22 protein-coding genes and 1 tRNA gene are annotated in these 15463 nt (G+C 36.1%); 19 read left to right on the top strand and 4 right to left on the bottom strand.

The features are described 5' to 3' along the window. Positions 1–40 precede the first annotated feature (40 nt). Positions 41–199 (top strand): hypothetical protein, encoded by a 159-nt coding sequence (locus U6A24_RS12675; protein WP_324180347.1) that lies wholly within the window; start codon positions 41–43, stop codon positions 197–199. Between the two features lie 172 nt (positions 200–371). Here the strand turns inward: U6A24_RS12675 and U6A24_RS12670 are convergent, their stop codons facing one another. Continuing rightward, positions 372–683, bottom strand: a complete 312-nt coding sequence (locus tag U6A24_RS12670; protein ID WP_324180346.1) for a hypothetical protein — start codon at positions 681–683, stop codon at positions 372–374. Positions 684–941: 258 nt separating this feature from the next. Here U6A24_RS12670 and U6A24_RS12665 point away from each other — a divergent pair, with 258 nt between their 5' ends. The 18 genes from U6A24_RS12665 to U6A24_RS12580 all read left to right on the top strand — a co-directional run bounded on the left by U6A24_RS12665 (position 942) and on the right by U6A24_RS12580 (position 12839). Continuing rightward, positions 942–2603 (top strand): hypothetical protein, encoded by a 1662-nt coding sequence (locus tag U6A24_RS12665; RefSeq protein ID WP_324180345.1) that lies wholly within the window; start codon positions 942–944, stop codon positions 2601–2603. Between the two features lie 64 nt (positions 2604–2667). Continuing rightward, positions 2668–3138, top strand: coding sequence for a hypothetical protein (locus tag U6A24_RS12660; protein ID WP_324180344.1), 471 nt, complete (start codon positions 2668–2670; stop codon positions 3136–3138). Positions 3139–3176: 38 nt separating this feature from the next. Beyond that, positions 3177–3785 carry a hypothetical protein gene (locus U6A24_RS12655; protein WP_324180343.1) on the top strand — a complete coding sequence of 203 codons (609 nt, stop codon included), beginning with the start codon at positions 3177–3179 and terminating at the stop codon, positions 3783–3785. 89 nt (positions 3786–3874) lie between these two features. Continuing rightward, positions 3875–4243 (top strand): hypothetical protein, encoded by a 369-nt coding sequence (locus U6A24_RS12650; protein ID WP_324180342.1) that lies wholly within the window; start codon positions 3875–3877, stop codon positions 4241–4243. A gap of 14 nt (positions 4244–4257) precedes the next feature. Beyond that, complete coding sequence (locus U6A24_RS12645; protein WP_324180341.1) at positions 4258–4530, top strand: hypothetical protein; 273 nt, start codon at positions 4258–4260, stop codon at positions 4528–4530. Position 4531: 1 nt separating this feature from the next. Further along, positions 4532–5350 (top strand): hypothetical protein, encoded by an 819-nt coding sequence (locus U6A24_RS12640; RefSeq protein WP_324180340.1) that lies wholly within the window; start codon positions 4532–4534, stop codon positions 5348–5350. Beyond that, positions 5319–5507: a hypothetical protein gene (locus U6A24_RS12635; RefSeq protein WP_324180339.1), complete on the top strand. Its 189-nt coding sequence runs from the start codon at positions 5319–5321 to the stop codon at positions 5505–5507. Before U6A24_RS12640 ends, U6A24_RS12635 begins: the two co-directional genes overlap by 32 nt. Before the next feature lie 2 nt (positions 5508–5509). Further along, on the top strand, positions 5510–6115 hold the full coding sequence (locus U6A24_RS12630) for a hypothetical protein (protein WP_324180338.1): 606 nt from the start codon (positions 5510–5512) through the stop codon (positions 6113–6115). Between the two features lie 12 nt (positions 6116–6127). After that, on the top strand, positions 6128–6544 hold the full coding sequence (locus U6A24_RS12625; protein ID WP_324180337.1) for a hypothetical protein: 417 nt from the start codon (positions 6128–6130) through the stop codon (positions 6542–6544). Between the two features lie 4 nt (positions 6545–6548). Continuing rightward, entirely contained in the window at positions 6549–7082 is a 534-nt protein-coding gene (locus U6A24_RS12620) for a M15 family metallopeptidase (protein ID WP_324180336.1), read from the top strand. A gap of 10 nt (positions 7083–7092) precedes the next feature. Further along, the gene (locus U6A24_RS12615; RefSeq protein ID WP_324180335.1) at positions 7093–7308 is read left to right on the top strand and encodes a hypothetical protein; all 216 of its coding nucleotides are present in this window, start codon (positions 7093–7095) and stop codon (positions 7306–7308) included. Beyond that, a complete protein-coding gene (locus U6A24_RS12610; protein WP_324180334.1) occupies positions 7308–7841 on the top strand; it encodes a hypothetical protein in 534 nt (177 codons plus the stop codon). The genes U6A24_RS12615 and U6A24_RS12610 overlap by 1 nt, the downstream gene beginning before the upstream one ends. Positions 7842–7853: 12 nt before the next feature. Then, entirely contained in the window at positions 7854–8087 is a 234-nt protein-coding gene (locus tag U6A24_RS12605) for a hypothetical protein (RefSeq protein ID WP_324180333.1), read from the top strand. 39 nt (positions 8088–8126) lie between these two features. Next, positions 8127–8354, top strand: a complete 228-nt coding sequence (locus U6A24_RS12600; protein WP_324180332.1) for a hypothetical protein — start codon at positions 8127–8129, stop codon at positions 8352–8354. Then, positions 8351–8812 (top strand): hypothetical protein, encoded by a 462-nt coding sequence (locus tag U6A24_RS12595; protein ID WP_324180331.1) that lies wholly within the window; start codon positions 8351–8353, stop codon positions 8810–8812. Before U6A24_RS12600 ends, U6A24_RS12595 begins: the two co-directional genes overlap by 4 nt. Before the next feature lie 5 nt (positions 8813–8817). Beyond that, on the top strand, positions 8818–9984 hold the full coding sequence (locus U6A24_RS12590; RefSeq protein WP_324180330.1) for a hypothetical protein: 1167 nt from the start codon (positions 8818–8820) through the stop codon (positions 9982–9984). 274 nt (positions 9985–10258) lie between these two features. Beyond that, a complete protein-coding gene (locus tag U6A24_RS12585) occupies positions 10259–12286 on the top strand; it encodes a hypothetical protein (RefSeq protein ID WP_324180329.1) in 2028 nt (675 codons plus the stop codon). Beyond that, positions 12240–12839 (top strand): hypothetical protein, encoded by a 600-nt coding sequence (locus tag U6A24_RS12580; RefSeq protein WP_324180328.1) that lies wholly within the window; start codon positions 12240–12242, stop codon positions 12837–12839. Before U6A24_RS12585 ends, U6A24_RS12580 begins: the two co-directional genes overlap by 47 nt. A gap of 413 nt (positions 12840–13252) precedes the next feature. On the opposite strand, the gene U6A24_RS12575 is transcribed toward U6A24_RS12580, so the two are convergent. The 3 genes from U6A24_RS12575 to U6A24_RS12565 form a co-directional block, all read right to left on the bottom strand. Then, on the bottom strand, positions 13253–14500 hold the full coding sequence (locus U6A24_RS12575; protein ID WP_324180327.1) for a phage integrase SAM-like domain-containing protein: 1248 nt from the start codon (positions 14498–14500) through the stop codon (positions 13253–13255). A 149-nt stretch (positions 14501–14649) separates the two neighbouring features. Next, positions 14650–14724, bottom strand: a tRNA-Pro gene (locus U6A24_RS12570). Positions 14725–14918: 194 nt separating this feature from the next. Next, complete coding sequence (locus tag U6A24_RS12565; RefSeq protein WP_324180326.1) at positions 14919–15368, bottom strand: hypothetical protein; 450 nt, start codon at positions 15366–15368, stop codon at positions 14919–14921. Positions 15369–15463: the final 95 nt, after the last annotated feature.

Genomic DNA, 15463 nt, shown 5'->3' with positions numbered 1-15463 from the left:
GCCGATAAATTCGATGGAATATAATTTAAATATTCTAAAAATGAAAAAATCTATTTTAAACATTGAGGGAGTAAGAAAGCTTACCAGAGAAGAAAAACAACCAATTAAAGGAGGTACTTGCTATATGCAAACTTGGTTTAATTATGTGACGGGTATTTGGGAGTGGAACTGTGTTGAAGTCCGTCCGGTAGAAGAGTAAAAGTGCTTAGTTACTGCAACCGCCCGGGTTTTGATCTTGGGCGGTTAAAACAAATGAAAATTATGAGTAAAGAAGAAATTGAACGAGAAGAATTTGAGGCCATTGAGGGACAAGAGATTTACCAACAATATCACGAAGACAGAATTTGCCACAACGAATTTTGATTGTGCCCTTAACCGTTGATATTTTTACGGATCTTATACTTATACCATTGCCCGTTATGTCTATAATAATCATATCCTTCATGCTCAAAAGCATTGTATTTGGCAATAAGCTTATGGAATATCCTTTTAAGCTGTAGGACATTCTTTTGTTTGGTAAATGTACCTTGCTGATTATGGAAAGTGTATTTCCTATATCGTAATTCTGCCCAATAACTACCTTTGTCCCGTACTTTGACATATTTATCCACCGTAAAACAGCTATCGATCATTTCATCGATAAAGGTTTCATGTAAAATAACGGTTTCGGATTGGTAATTCATGTCAATGGAAATGTTCCCAAAATTAGGAAATATTCCAAAAATTATACGGTATTACCGTAAATATTTATAAACAATAAGGCCTAGGTCTTAGTAAACCTTGCTAAACAACATTACCTGTTACTAGCCAACCCTAAACACGGTTAACCGTTGTTAACTCACAGTAAATACGACTACACAACGCCACCTGTCACTTCGCGAAGAACCCACTTGTTTTTATGTAGATCTTGCACCCATGTTCATTAACAAAAGTTGATTGATTTGGAGGAAAGCCAAAATTTTAACCTACTCAAACGCCCATTATTAGATGGGCGTGAGTACGTTGGTCTTATACCAGATTCTAAGTGTACAACAACACGTTTAACGAAAGGTAATACAGACACTACGGTAAATCACATGACGGATTGGGTCAATAAACATCACAAACAAACCGTAAAGCTGTCGCCAAAGTTAAAACGCAGTACCCTTAAAGGTACGGTCGATAGTATTTATACCTTCCTGTATCATCATATACAGTATCGTGCGGACGGTGTAGAACAACAATTACGTTCTCCTGCCTGTGCATGGAAGCAACGATACGAGGGAGTCGATTGTAAAAGCTATAGCATATTTGCAAGCTGCATCCTAAAGAATCTAGGTATTGACCATTATATACGCAAGGTCAAACAGCCAAATTTTTACCCAGATCAATATACCCATGTTTATGTAATCGTACCCAAAAAGGGTAAAAATAACACTCATGGAGATTACTACGTGATTGATGCTACCAAGCATGAAAATACGGAAGTAGTATTCCTAGAGAAAAAAGATATGTTTATGCAAACATTACCACATGTAGGATTAAATGGCGCACACAACCGTTCGGTTTACGGAGGTTTACAAATGCCAAATCAAGTAAATCAAGGATTTGAGGATTTCCTTTCATACATTAAAAGTAAAGGAGTTTCAACCGCACTAGCTAGTGCCCTTCGTAAGGAAGTGCAAATGCATTTACGCAATGGGATCGATCCAGAATTCGATATTGTCGATAACGGAATCATTGTAGAAAGAAAGTTCTTCCCGTTTACTCCTAACCACGGATTGGGTGAACCACTTTCTACAGGGGCCATTGCTTCGGCTTCCAAGGTAATCTTAAAAAGTGATTTCTTCAAAAAGACATTTGGGGCTATTTTCGCCAATGGTTTTGACGTGTCTTGTTGGGGATCTTCGTATAACGAGACCAAGGCCAAGCAAGACGTACAATTAGATATTCCATTTATTCTTGAATATAGCGGGTTAAACAATACAATTAATGAGACGAACCTTAATAAGTTTCTCAATCTCGCGGAAGCTTATAAAGCGGACGCCAAAAACGGCCAAAAGTCAAAGTTTGCCAAATGTACCAGAAAAGGACATAGATTAAGAGAGCAGGCAATTAATAGTTTGATCCAAGAGGTAATGTCTTCTGTAAAATTAGGCTATACGGTAACACCTGCCGGACAACGTGAAGGATCGGTTAGAATAGAAGGGGGATTGCCCGGATATCGTAGAGGAATTACCTATGTATGGGGTGGGCGAAATGCGCCGTATAAATACACATATTACAGGTTACGATCGCAACAATCTAGTTTCCCTAAACCGTTTCCAAAGCCAACCCCTGTTATAAAACCACCCGTACAACCATTTCCAAGACCAACACCGAGGCCTACCCCTACACCTGTTGTACCTGTGGTAAACCCTACACCAAGGCCAACGCCTACGCCTGTTGTACCCGTAGTAACCCCAAGGCCAACCCCAACGCCTGCACCCGTTACCCCGGTGGCTACGGTAGATCCAACCCCAAAATCTTCGAATGCGTCCACGGGATTGGTTTTAGGCACAATAGCATTAGCCATTTTTGCAGGTCCAAAAATTAAGGAAGCACTAAGTAAAAAGAAAGGATAAACGTTGCTATCGGTGTCCAACCGCAAAAGCACACTATCATAGATAAAAATTAAAATTAATAAACATGACAAAAGATCTAAATCTAGAAAATGTTAGTAGCACAGTAGAAAATGTGTTATTACCCGGAATCGGTTGGGCAGGATCAGGAGCTGTAGTTGCACTTGTGCCTGAAAACCGTAAGAAATTGGTTAAAGGCGTAATGCTAGGCGCTAGTATTATAGTGGCTGCTGCTACCCAAGCCGGAAACAAACAATTGAAGTCAAGTACTAAAGTATTGTCTGGAGTCGCTATCCGTCAAGGGATGGATTTGCTACAGGATGCACTTAAAAAGAGGTATGCTATTACCGATGCCAGTCCTGCAAGCGATAAGTTAATCGCGGGAGCTATTGGCTTGGCCTGTCCAGACGGAGGGTGTCAATACCGAAATGATGCACTAGTATATGATGCAGCCTATGTTCCTTCGTTGCAAATGCCAGAATACGACACCGTATTTGAAGAACTGGAAGAAGAGGAATTAGATAATTCTTTCGCTTAAAAACAAACTTTAGAAATAAATTCAAAATTCATATAAAAATGCAAACACTTAAAAATTTATCATTGATTACATTGGCTTGGACATTCTTAAAGAGTGTGAGTGCTATATTAAGTTCAGAATTACAAGGGTTGATTGAACAACAACGTGTTCGATTGACTGATCATACAATTTTCGTACGTAAGAACATTACCGGAGCCTCTTCCAATTTTGATGTGATTGACGCCACTACGGAAAAGATTGACGGAGTATCCAGTATCAAAGGTACGCGTTTAACCAAAAATCAGGCGGTAGTATTTAGTCAAATCGCTTTAGGATATGCAGAAGCAGATCCAAATAAAGAAGGAGGTGCAACTTATGGAAGTACAAACATTGCAGCCCTTAGAAATGCCACTTTTGTAATCACTCAAAATAACAGGGAAGTAGTAAGTATTCCAGTTGCGGATTTGTTAAGACCTTCAGGAACGAGTCTAAGCTCTTCAGAAAAGTACTACAAATTAGGTGGTTTAGCCTTTTTGGTAGACGATGAAGAAATGGAATGGCAATTAAAGTTTCCTGCGGGAGAGTCAATGCCTGCACCTGCTGCCGGAAAAGCACACTATCTTGAAGTATTTATCAAAGGTTTCAAGACCATCAAGAATATCGGATAACACTTTCATAATTGGTTAATTAGTTCAATAAAAATGCCTTGCCTATCGTAAAAGGCAGGGCATTTTTTAATTAAAAAACACAAAATACCATGAATACAGCATATAAGTATCTCTTTAAAACCCTGACTCTTGATTTACCTGCGGGTAACACACAGGTGAGTAAAACGATTGAACTTCCAAAAGGGGCAATGATCGCAGCAGCGGCCAAGGTAAAAGGAGATCCAAATAAATTTTTAAACCTTGGATTATTTGAGCAGGGACAGGAAATTAACACTCCGATAGATATCAGTTTTTGGAGGGATCGTGAAATAGGAAATCATATGATTGATGGTTTTGTGCCAGTTAATTCTGATGGTAGTTCAGAGATTGAAGCAAGGTTAATTACACCTAACGGTGCGTTAACGAGCGCCGTAAATGTGCAAATTGTATTTGTAGTAGCACAAGAGCGCGTATGTTAGGGGTGATTAAAAATATGGTGACTTTCCTTACAGGGTATCAAACTACAGTTTCATCGGATACTATTCTTGAAACTGAAGATAACTATACCCTAGAAGGAAAGATAGCGCCTAGATTTCACAATGAAGGGACTACCGAAGTTACGATCCTAAACGTAGTAGTTAAACCAGGGGAAATGTTCAATTGTTCGGCAACTACTTTTCCAATGCAAGGAACAATTAATATTATCATGCCAGAAGGCGGTAAACTGGTTTGCATCTACAATTCACTAGTTAAAAAAGAATGCTAAGATGAACGCAGAATTCAACAACATTATACACCGATTAAAAACGAACAACAAGATTTGTGTAGAAATCAAGGATTACACTACTGGCGATGCTATTGTCCCTATTACTGACCGATTGGATGGAACCAAGATGATTGAGACTTCGGGCGGTATCGAAGAATGGTTTACTGCACTTCAGGAAAAAGGGGCAGATAAGATTCAGATCCAGTTACACCGTAAACAAGGTAATGCTTGTGTACGCGAAGGAATCGCCTATAACTTTGAATTAGGTAAGCCGGTCTCGGATAACGAACCAAAGAAAAACGAAGTTCCTATGATACAACAGGCACAGGGATTGGCAATGCCGGGACTAGGGATGCCGGAAATGATCAATTTGCATGTAGACCGCAGCATGTTAGCTTTAACTAAAAATGATCTACAGGCAGAAAAGCAAAAAACCGAACGCTTAGAAAAAGAAAACAGGGAACTGGAGGAAAAGTTGCGACAGTTAGAAAAAAGTAGCGACATCAAGGAGTTTTGGAGTGGACTTATTAAGGAAACTGCACCCGCATTAACAGGAATATTTACCACCATGAAAGGTCCGGGTCTTGCTGCACCTGCAACGTCCAATGATTCTTTTGTTTTACCAGAAGGATTAAAGGGGCAGTTGATCAAGGTGATTGTGGATGCCCAAGGCGTGACAGATCAACAGTTGCTATCGGCCTATTATGTACTGCAAGGATACGGGAATAAGAACGAGGAATTTATAAACGATTTACAACAACTCTTTTACAAACACAACTTTATTAGCAATGGCAAAGACAATAACGATACAGGGGAGTAACCCTATAGCAGAGAATGAACGCGCAAATGCATTACAATACATGCAAGATCATCTTACCGATGATGAATTAAACAAATTATACCAGTTATCAAAATCTGATAAATCGAGAAAAGCACTCCAGACGAACTGGACGACTATCAAAATAGCATTTATGTAATTATGGGCACAACCACTTTAACCAAAAAAGAGACTAAGCAGAAAGCCAAAGAGCTTGCTTCAAAATCGGCATCCGCAGCAAAGAAAGGGATAAACAAAACAGGAGATTTTGTTGCCAAGAATCCTAAAACAGCCTTGTATGTGGTTGGAGGGGTTGTTGTTGGTTATTTAGCCTATGTACTTATCAAAACATTGAGAACAGGAGCTGATGTAGCCCAAAACATTTTAAATCCTGATATCGATAATTCGATCGATGTGGGTGATTTGGATACGTCCGGATCTAGGATAGGCATACAGCAAGCCAAGATTTATGCGCAACAATTACTGGATGCTATGAATCATGGTGCGCCTTTCTGGGGGACTGATGAAGAGACCATTTTGCAGGTGTTCAAGAAAATTACTCCAGAAGATTTTAAGATCGTATACAACGCCTTTGGGAAAAAGGATTATAACGGTTACAATTCTCCACCTACTGGAATATTGGCTAATCTGGATAGTTATCAACCTCGTGACTTGGTGTATTGGCTAAACGCAGAATTAAGTCCTAGTGACGGTGAAGTATATAGAGTAGTAAAACAAACCTTAAATGATGCCGGATTTGCATTTTAAAATAATAAGCACATGAGACAATTTGCCTGTACAATAAAACCTAAGACAGAAACAATTACAAAAACAGTTATGCCAGAAAAAAGAATCATAGTACTAGATGTTTTCGGAACTCCTTTGGAAGGTGTTCACGTTATAGGATCGGTTCATAATACGATTACGGACGGAAAAGGTGAGGCGATTATTCAATCTCATGGATCAGAAGAAATTACGTTTTCACATGTCGGAAAGGTTACAGAGAAAATTGCTTTTTCGCAGCTTAGTAATGTGGTGATTCTAAAAGATGCTATCGAGGATCTGGAGGAAGTGATTATAAGTGCCGTAAAACCTAAAAAAGACAATTTATGGATCTGGATTTTAGGGCTAAGTGCAGGAGGGCTGTATTTATGGTCTAAGAACAAAAAGAAGCAACCTAGAACGGTAAACTTGTAAGCAATTGAAGGTAAAAACGAAAATAATAATTGGTACAGGAATCGCTTTTGCGGGAATTCTTTTTTTAATGCGTAATAAAATAGCCTCCGCAGTTTGGGATCTGGTTTCAGAAAACCGAATCAAGAAGTTGCACCCTGCGATACAAAACAAGGTGAGAACCTTTATTAATCGAGCCGAAAAGGAAGGAATTCAATTAAGGGTTACGGATGGTTTACGAACGTTTCAGGAGCAAGACGACCTATACGCGCAAGGCCGAACGAAACCCGGCAAGATTGTAACGAATGCAAAGGCCGGGCAATCCTATCACAATTATGGTTTAGCGGTAGATGTCGTTCCAATGGTTAATGGCAGACCTAACTATAAAGATGATTACCAAAAGATGGCTCGAATTGGAAAGTCGTTAGGGTTTACCTGGGGAGGAGATTTTAAAAACCTGTCCGATAAGCCACATTTTCACATGACTTTTGGGAATTCTATAGCAGAACTACAAAACAAAGTATTAAAGAAACAGGTTCAAAACGGCTATGTTATAGTATAAATAAGAAACGATGTTATTACTAGGAAAAACAGCATATAGACTGCCAAGCGTAGAGGGTAGCGGAGGAAAAACCCCTATTGAAATTGATTTAGGATCTATTCAAATTGCGGGGGAGACACCAACAAAAGACGAATTGGCGATTGCTATCAATAGCCGGGGAGTGATTTTAGAGCCTAATCAATTACCTGTTTTTAAGGTTAAGTACTCAAAAAGGCAAGACACATAATGGAAATATCATTCTTAATTAATATAGATGCCACCCGGTTAGGTGGCCTTGATGGTACCCAAGTAACAAAGGCGAACATCATCCAAATTGAGGATTACAAACCTGTTCCTACGTTGGATATTCCGACTATAGGAGAAGTTTTCACAGGAGGAAGACTAGCGGATAGGAAAATATATAGGAATTTGATAATTGTCGGATCTGCGCAATTGCTTTTTGGTCCCCGTCCTCTGGGATATAATTCAGGCCTTCAACATGGGCTAGATGTAAAGGATTATGTCATAACCAAAGTAAAGAAAACAGGAGCTGCAGATGGAGATCCATTAGGTGGAGGATTTCACTCGGTTGCCGATGTATTTGGAAGTAAAAACATACTGTATACGCCAAATGCAATTTATTTTGAAGGAAGTGAAATCGATGGTATCATAGAGTCGAATGTAAGTTATGAGTTTCTATTAGAGTATACCACAAATGCAGTTGAAGGTGCTGCCGGTGGAGGAGGCGATATTATTTTTAATAATCCTTTTGGATTTTAAATAGGATAAACAATGGCAAAATGGAATAAAATAGCCAACGCATTACTATGGATACTGGGTGCGTTGATCGTACTGGGTCAAATATTTGCGGTAGTCAATTACTATGTATTTGATAGTGGTTTTAATTTTCAATTGCGTGATATATGGTTGCTAATAACAGCAATAGGATTGTTGTTTTTACCCAATGAGATAAAAAACAAAGTACGGTTTCTTATCCGAAAACTGAATCCTCTTAGACGAAAATAACCCCAAAATCAATACTACGTCAAACGTAAATTGATAATAATGACTACACCCATGTATAAACCTATCGAATTTTATATCTGTATCCTCGGATTTTTATCCGGTACATTCTTCGAAGATTTTGTGCTTAAAATACTAATGACTACCGTAGCGATGGTATTTGGAACCACCATTGCCTATTGTTGGGAATTATTTTTAAAACGAACCAACTGGAAAGATCTATTCAAACGTAAAAACTGGTTTAAATTAACCTTAAGAAAAAAGAAATGAAAAAACTATTGTTACTTGGGGGAGCTGCATTCTTGGCCTCTACCTACTTTGGAAAACAAAAGATTACCGAAATCAGAAATGTAATCGACTCTTTAATTTTACGAGTGAATGGCATTCGAAATTTCAAGTTTGACCTTACGGGCTTGAATTTTGATATCGATCTTAATATTACCAATCCCACCACGGAGAATTTGAACCTTCAGACCGGAAACATGATAACGCTTAGGCGTTTATTATTTTATACCGATCAAGGGGAATTTATTGGGCAATCCTTTCCTAATCTGACGGGTATAGAAATACCTGCCAATGGTACGATAAACATAGCGAATTTAAGGACGCATATCGATACCGGGAATATCGGCACTTTGATTAATAATGCTATTGGCCTGTTTATAGATCCTTCGAAGCTTCAGGTAAAAGCTGAAATCGAATCTTTGGGGAAACTCTACACTATTTAGGAAACATGAACACCATTGAACGATACAACAAATTACACAATACTGAAGTTAGCCGGAATACTTTAGAGGAACTGTTATTAGATGCCAAGAGGGAGCAGGAGTTTAAAGTAGCTAACAAACTAGATGCTCTTTTACGAACGTATAAGGAATCAACTTTTTATGTTCGAATTACTAAAAGACTAAAACCAGTTAAGCGAAAGGTAAAGCGGGTAAAAGACAAGAATGAAAAAGCAGTTGCAAAGCCTAAAGAAAATAAACCGGAATTGGAGGTAAGAGGATTGCAAATGCCAAGGATCTGTTTACGCAGAAAAAGTATTCCGCAAAAAATTACGACTACTGTTATTGAAGCTCCAAAACCGGAGCCAAAAAGGTTAAATACTGAAACAGTAGTTCCGAAGGGTTTAAAAGCTCCAGTTCAAAAAGTAGTGAAACAAAATATTAACGGATTACCCACTATGGCGGATCTTGATCATTACGAAAAACCATTAGAAACTTTTGCTTTGCCTACAGAATTGGGTTTGTTTTTAGGGGAACTGGAGAAAAAACCAAAACACAGTGTTGTGGTTACCTTAGATGCTCCCGCAGGATCTGGTAAAACCCGATTGTTTTTTCAGGCTATGCAAGACTACGCCAATGATGGTAAAAGATGTCTCTTTTTTACTTTAGAAGAACATTCACAAAGTGATTTGTTTAAGAAAAAGAGAAACCAATACATTACTCCAGAGAATTACCAAAACATAACCGTTATTGATGAAATCAAAGATTATGAGGATTTCAAAAAGTTGGTTGCGCTTCATGATGTAATCTTTGTAGATAGTTTCGGGAAGTTGAAAAGACTTATTAAATCCTTTAAACTTGAATTGGACGAGCATATTCGTAAAATGTTTGATGGTAAATTATTCTTTTTGATTTTCCAGAGAACAACGGGCAAAACCATGCGTGGTGGTTCTGATTCCGAATTTGATGGTGATGTGATCCTACAGGTTGAAAAACCAACTGAAGACTACAGGGATAATTTTGTAATAGCCCGTAAAAATAGATATAACGATAAACCTATGATCAAGTATAGCATTTTTAATCAACATACTATTCAGGATCATGAAGAAGAAATAGGAGGTAGTACAAATCATAATCTAACTCCAAAACCTAATTTATTTGTTCGTTCGCTGTAAAAGGTGTTTTTTGTTGTTGAGTAAGCCCGGCCATATTGGTCGGGTTTTTTTATTGTTAAGATTAAGGTGTATTACGGTTTTCCGTAAGGCATAGTGCTATGAATTTTCTATTTTGCGTATTAATATTAATTAACCAGTTGTAAAATAATGATTTATAGAATGGTCCATACGTAATTGTTAAAGTTTTTTGAGTTTCAAAAAATGAAACTGACGACAATTATTATTGTAACTCAACAATATGTAAATCATTAATAATTAAAACACACAAATCATTATGAAAGTTTATTTTAAAAGTCATTCAATGACCTTTTTGCCCTTGATGTTCTTGCTCTTTTTTACAGGGTGTCATGAAGAAGAATTACTACCGGAGGAAACCGAACAAACAACAGAGACGGTCATAACACGAGGCTCGATATTTCACAAAAAAGGCTTTGTGTCTCAGGAGGAAATTCCTGATGTTATGGCGAGTCTAAAAAGTAAAATGCCTACAAAAAGCGTATACAGTATTAATAAAATTCAGGATAACGGGATCTCTATTTATCTTGATAAGATAAAAAACCTTTCTATCAAAGGACAACATACCAATTATACCTTTCCTGTATCGGTCGAAGGATCATTACCTAATGAGTTGTTTATGTTATCGATCGATCAAAATACCGATGGAAGCATTGAAGAGCCAATTATGATAAAATACACAATGAGCCAAAAAGCTTTTGACTATGTACTGGCCAATGATGGAGAGATCGATTACAGGTATTTTAAAGCAGATTATGCGTTTTATGATTTTGGGGATTTCTTAAAAAACAAAGATGCTGCCAAATTTGGAGCAAATGGTTGTTCAGGCACAGGGTCTTTGGGTGCAGATCCCGGGGAATATCCTACTATGCAACCAAATCAATCATTTACCAACAATGGAACAACATCAGTATTTGGTGGTACTACTTTAAACTCTAATGTTACGTACATATTTACCTCAAACGTTACTGATGATACGGACGAAGATTCTGAGACAAGCACCGTATCTGTAGAAACAAATGTTCGTAATATTGAAAGTAGCTTTCAACCACCGAACTTAGACTATACAGGCAATATTATAAGCTCTGCCAACAATACCACCGCATCACTTTCCATAAATGTTGGAGTATCGTCGCCCCCTGCTGGTAATCCTAATCCAGGTGGTGGCGGAGGTATAGGTTCTCCCTGTAGTATAACGCATCATACAGATGTCGATGGCCATGTGTTGACTGTTATTGATTGTGTTGATATTGGTGATGATGCCAATCTAAGCGCCTTTTCTAATAGAACAGTTTGCGAACCCATAGATTATGTAGGACTTAATTTAACAGACCTTAGATTAGAGTCGCTAAATCATTTTTGGTCATCACTTGATCGTAGTTGGTTAGAACAACATAGAGCGTTTTTAACACCACTAGTGGATTTCAGATTTGCAGGCGGCCAAGAATCGTTTGCTAAGAAAATACAGGATGCTGAAAAAACTGGAAAAGTTAATGAAGTAGAAGGGATGCAGATATTATATTATATAAACCAAAACAATTCTTCTGAAGAATCGGATAAGTTTGGTGAAGCTGCTTTAGATGCTTGGGAAGGTGGCGGAGACGTTGATCTTGAGGATGAAATTATCATTGATCCAAGTGTAAATGATTGTGCCAGTGACATTATTAACAGATTAAAGTTAAAAGATACTCATGGTTCTGTAAATCCAGATATTTTTAACGGAGGTAACAGTCATATATCACAATTCATTCTTGATATGTTCGACGCCAATCCGAATCATCATTTAGTGTTTAACGTTGAGCAATTAGGGCTTTCTAATGGAAATGAGTTAAATGGTAGAACTCATAAAAATGGAAATATTATAACAATAACTATTGATGAAGATCTAGTAAATGATGCTACACAATTATTTATGGCCAAAACGATAATTCACGAAAGTATGCATGCTTTTATACAGCATACATATTATAATGACTTTAGTAGCACGATACATCAGACAATTAGATCCTTATATCAAACATATGCCGCTGATAACACACCAAGAACTGCTTGGAACATGAGTGAACACGAATTTATAAGTAATTATGTAGAGGCACTAGCTATGTCATTAGCATCTTGGGATTTTCATAAACAGTCGATAGATTATTATAAAATGTTATCTTGGGGTGGGTTAGAAACCTCCGTAGCATATCAAAGATTATCAGAAGCTGAAAAAACTAATATTCAAAACGCTATACAAAATGAGAGAAATAATAGATCAGGTGCGAAAGGTGAGACATGTCCATAGAAACATTTATTTGTTACTAATGTTTCTTTTTTTAACTTTTTCAACAAGAGCTCAAAAGAATACTTCTAGTTCAGGTGTTATTTCAAATGAGCATTATGAGGTTTACAATTCTTTATATAATTATCCTTATGATATTAAACCGAAAATATACCAAAGAACATTTTTTGACAGTTCTTGGTCTCTATATTTTGACCCTAGAGTGTTCGAATATGCAAAAAAAAATAGTGGTTTAGCTTCAAAAATCTCTTACGAAAATCTTCGAGAAACCTTAAATGACGATATGCTGCTTAAGATTAAAAGGAAAATTATATATACTAAAAAAGCTATTAAATTAGATACCAAACGATTTAAGAATGTTAAATTGGTTAGTCATTTTGATAGATTTCAAGATCTAAATGATGTGTATAGGTTATCAAAGCCAGTTATAGTGGATAATATATCTGTTTTCAGAACGCTTAACCCCCATAATTCATCTATTTATATTTTTTTTAAAGAAGAGGGGAAATGGAATCTTGCGTATGAAATTGTTCTTTGGGTGTCAACATTTGATTAAAAGTTATTTTATATGAAGAGATAACTGAAATTGTACTAATCTAATTTTAGTCACACGAAAACAAAAGAAAACAGCTTAAAGTTATTCAGCTTTTAGCTGTTTTTTTCTTATTAATTTTATAAGAATTCATCAAATCATTTAAAAAAAACAACGCTACAGGTTCAAAGTTAAATTTTCTGTTTTAGGTATATTTCCGTTATTAATATCGAAATTAGTACAAATGTTGATAGAAAATACCTTGATTTTGTAATTCTGTAATACAATTACAGTTTTTAAACATCGTTTTGTAACGTATTAATTATTTGAAATTCAGTAAATTAAAAATTAAAATTACAGAATTACAGAAATATCCAAAAACTAACAACTTTTTAAAAATTTATAATTTTAAAAATAGGCGATTTTAAAAATAACGTTTAAAGTTCTTCAAATAAACTGTCCAATATTTTTTTGTGTTCCTTGTCTAGTATTTCATTTGGTATTTTCCTTTGATAGTTAAATGTTACTCCAGTTTTTTTATGTGCTTGCAATTGCATTAGAATTAAATCATTAATCAACAACTCACCACCGAAAGATCTGAAAAGATATCTTGGAGTTTTAGAAGTTAGGGCTGTAGCAAAACCTAATGTGTCTGAAATTCTTTTCAATGATTGGTTGGCATTTTGTCTTTTGTTGCCATAACTATCAATGTTTGTTGGATAGGGAAGGTGCGAAAATACTTTTTCGCTATTTCTGTCGCCATATTTGTCTAAAACATTAAGTGCAAACTCATTTAACAGATTATCTACTTTTTCTCCACCATTCGGTTTGTTCCTATTTTTAAATCGTTTAAAGATAACTCTCCCACTCCTGATGTTTCCCCACTTTAAATTGGCAATGTCCGCGTAGTCATGTCCACCTATTGCGAATTGAAATAGAAAAATATCAATATGGCGTTGTGACGTAAAAAGACTTTTTGTTGTAGTAGATTTTTTTGGAGAATAACTAAAAAGTTTTTTAATGTCAGCTACTGAGAAGTCTGGCACATCTTTTATTCGAGTATTTTTGATTAAACCTAAAAAGGGATTATCCGGCTTAATGTTTAATGACTCCCTGCGTTGTGCCTCTTTATACAATGCTCTAAGAGTTTTAAGAAGAAATGGGACATTACCATTTCCTTTACCGTATTTTTGCTTAAATATGACAAATTTATTTAACCATTCGTAGTCTATATTGTTAATAGAAATGTCCTCGTCTAATAGGAAATTACTGATTTGATTTTTTGTGTCCTGGTAAGCTGTTAAAGATTTTCCCTGGTCTTTTAACTCTTGAATTCTAATATCAAAAAATTCAAGTATTCCAATTGTGTTGTTCTTTTCTAATTCTTCTAGTTTTTTTTTGAGTAGAAATATCTCCAAATCTTTGTTGTTGATAGGATCAGAATCATTTTTAATAAATTCATAAGCTTGATTTAGATCCATTCTCGAATTATTACAGTAATCAATTTGTTTATCGAGCTTTTCTTGTCTTTCTTTAATTTGACCTGTATGCTTTAATTTCTTTTGATTTTGGTATAAATCCGTTTTTATAAAGAGGTATTTTCTGTTATTGTACAGTTTTATTCTAATTAAATAACCTTTTTTACCTCGATAATGTGTGTAAACCTCCAATTCACCTTGGATCATGATATTTATTTTTCGATGACTTTTCGATAACAAATCTATAAAAATGTGATAAAAAACGATAAAAAACGGTAATTTTTCAGAAGAAATAAACTCAAGAATAGAGCTTCTTTAATTGCGAAAACCCCTGTGAAACAAGGGTTTTCGAGGTGTCGGGTAGAGAGGATTCGAACCTCCGATCTCACGCCCCCCAGACGTGCACTTTAACCGGACTAAGCTACTACCCGAAAAAATTGGATTGCAAATATAGTTTTTTATTCTAATTTTTTGAATCGATTTTTGATTAATACAACATATTTTTATAGTTCAGTTTTGTAATCTGTATTGAAGATTTTATAAGCTGGGTTAGTATTGTGATAAACAAAAAAAAGCCCCCTCCAGGGGCTCCTTTATAGAAGAGTTTATAGATTATAAACCGTGTTTATTTAATTTGAGCATAGTTTTCTGCCAGTATATAATGGCCGTCTTCATCAACATCAATTTGCTGATATGAATTTTTTCCCATTACCAGATCAAACTTAAACACTTGGGTAGTGTCTACAATTTTCATCATTGGGCCCGACGCATATTCTAATCTTTCTTCGAGAACACCGTCTTTGATTGTGTATGTACCATAACCAAACCACTCATTACTGTCTTTGGGATCAAATCGAGTCCACATGACTTTTCCTTTGCTATACATTTTTATCTGGCGATATCCATTTTGATTTAGAACTGTATCAATTATCTTATTGTTTTCATTATATAAGAACTGATGTTTAAGTTCCCAAACACCTTCGAGGTTATAAGGTTCGATTGTGGTCGCTTTTTTCTCCTGAGTGATCGCAAGAAAAGAAGACATCCCTATTAGAAGTATGATTACGTTTTTCATTATTGAGAGGTTTACGATCTAGACTTCTTTAAGTTACAAAAATTTTATCAGAAAGATCGAGTTCAAAATGCTTTTATCATTTATTTAAAATTTGA

The sequence above is a fragment of the Aquimarina gracilis genome (assembly GCF_035285365.1).
GTDB classification, from domain to species: domain Bacteria; phylum Bacteroidota; class Bacteroidia; order Flavobacteriales; family Flavobacteriaceae; genus Aquimarina; species Aquimarina gracilis.
The sequence above is the reverse complement of the archived record's forward strand: the minus strand, read 5'-3'. Positions and strand labels throughout refer to the sequence as shown.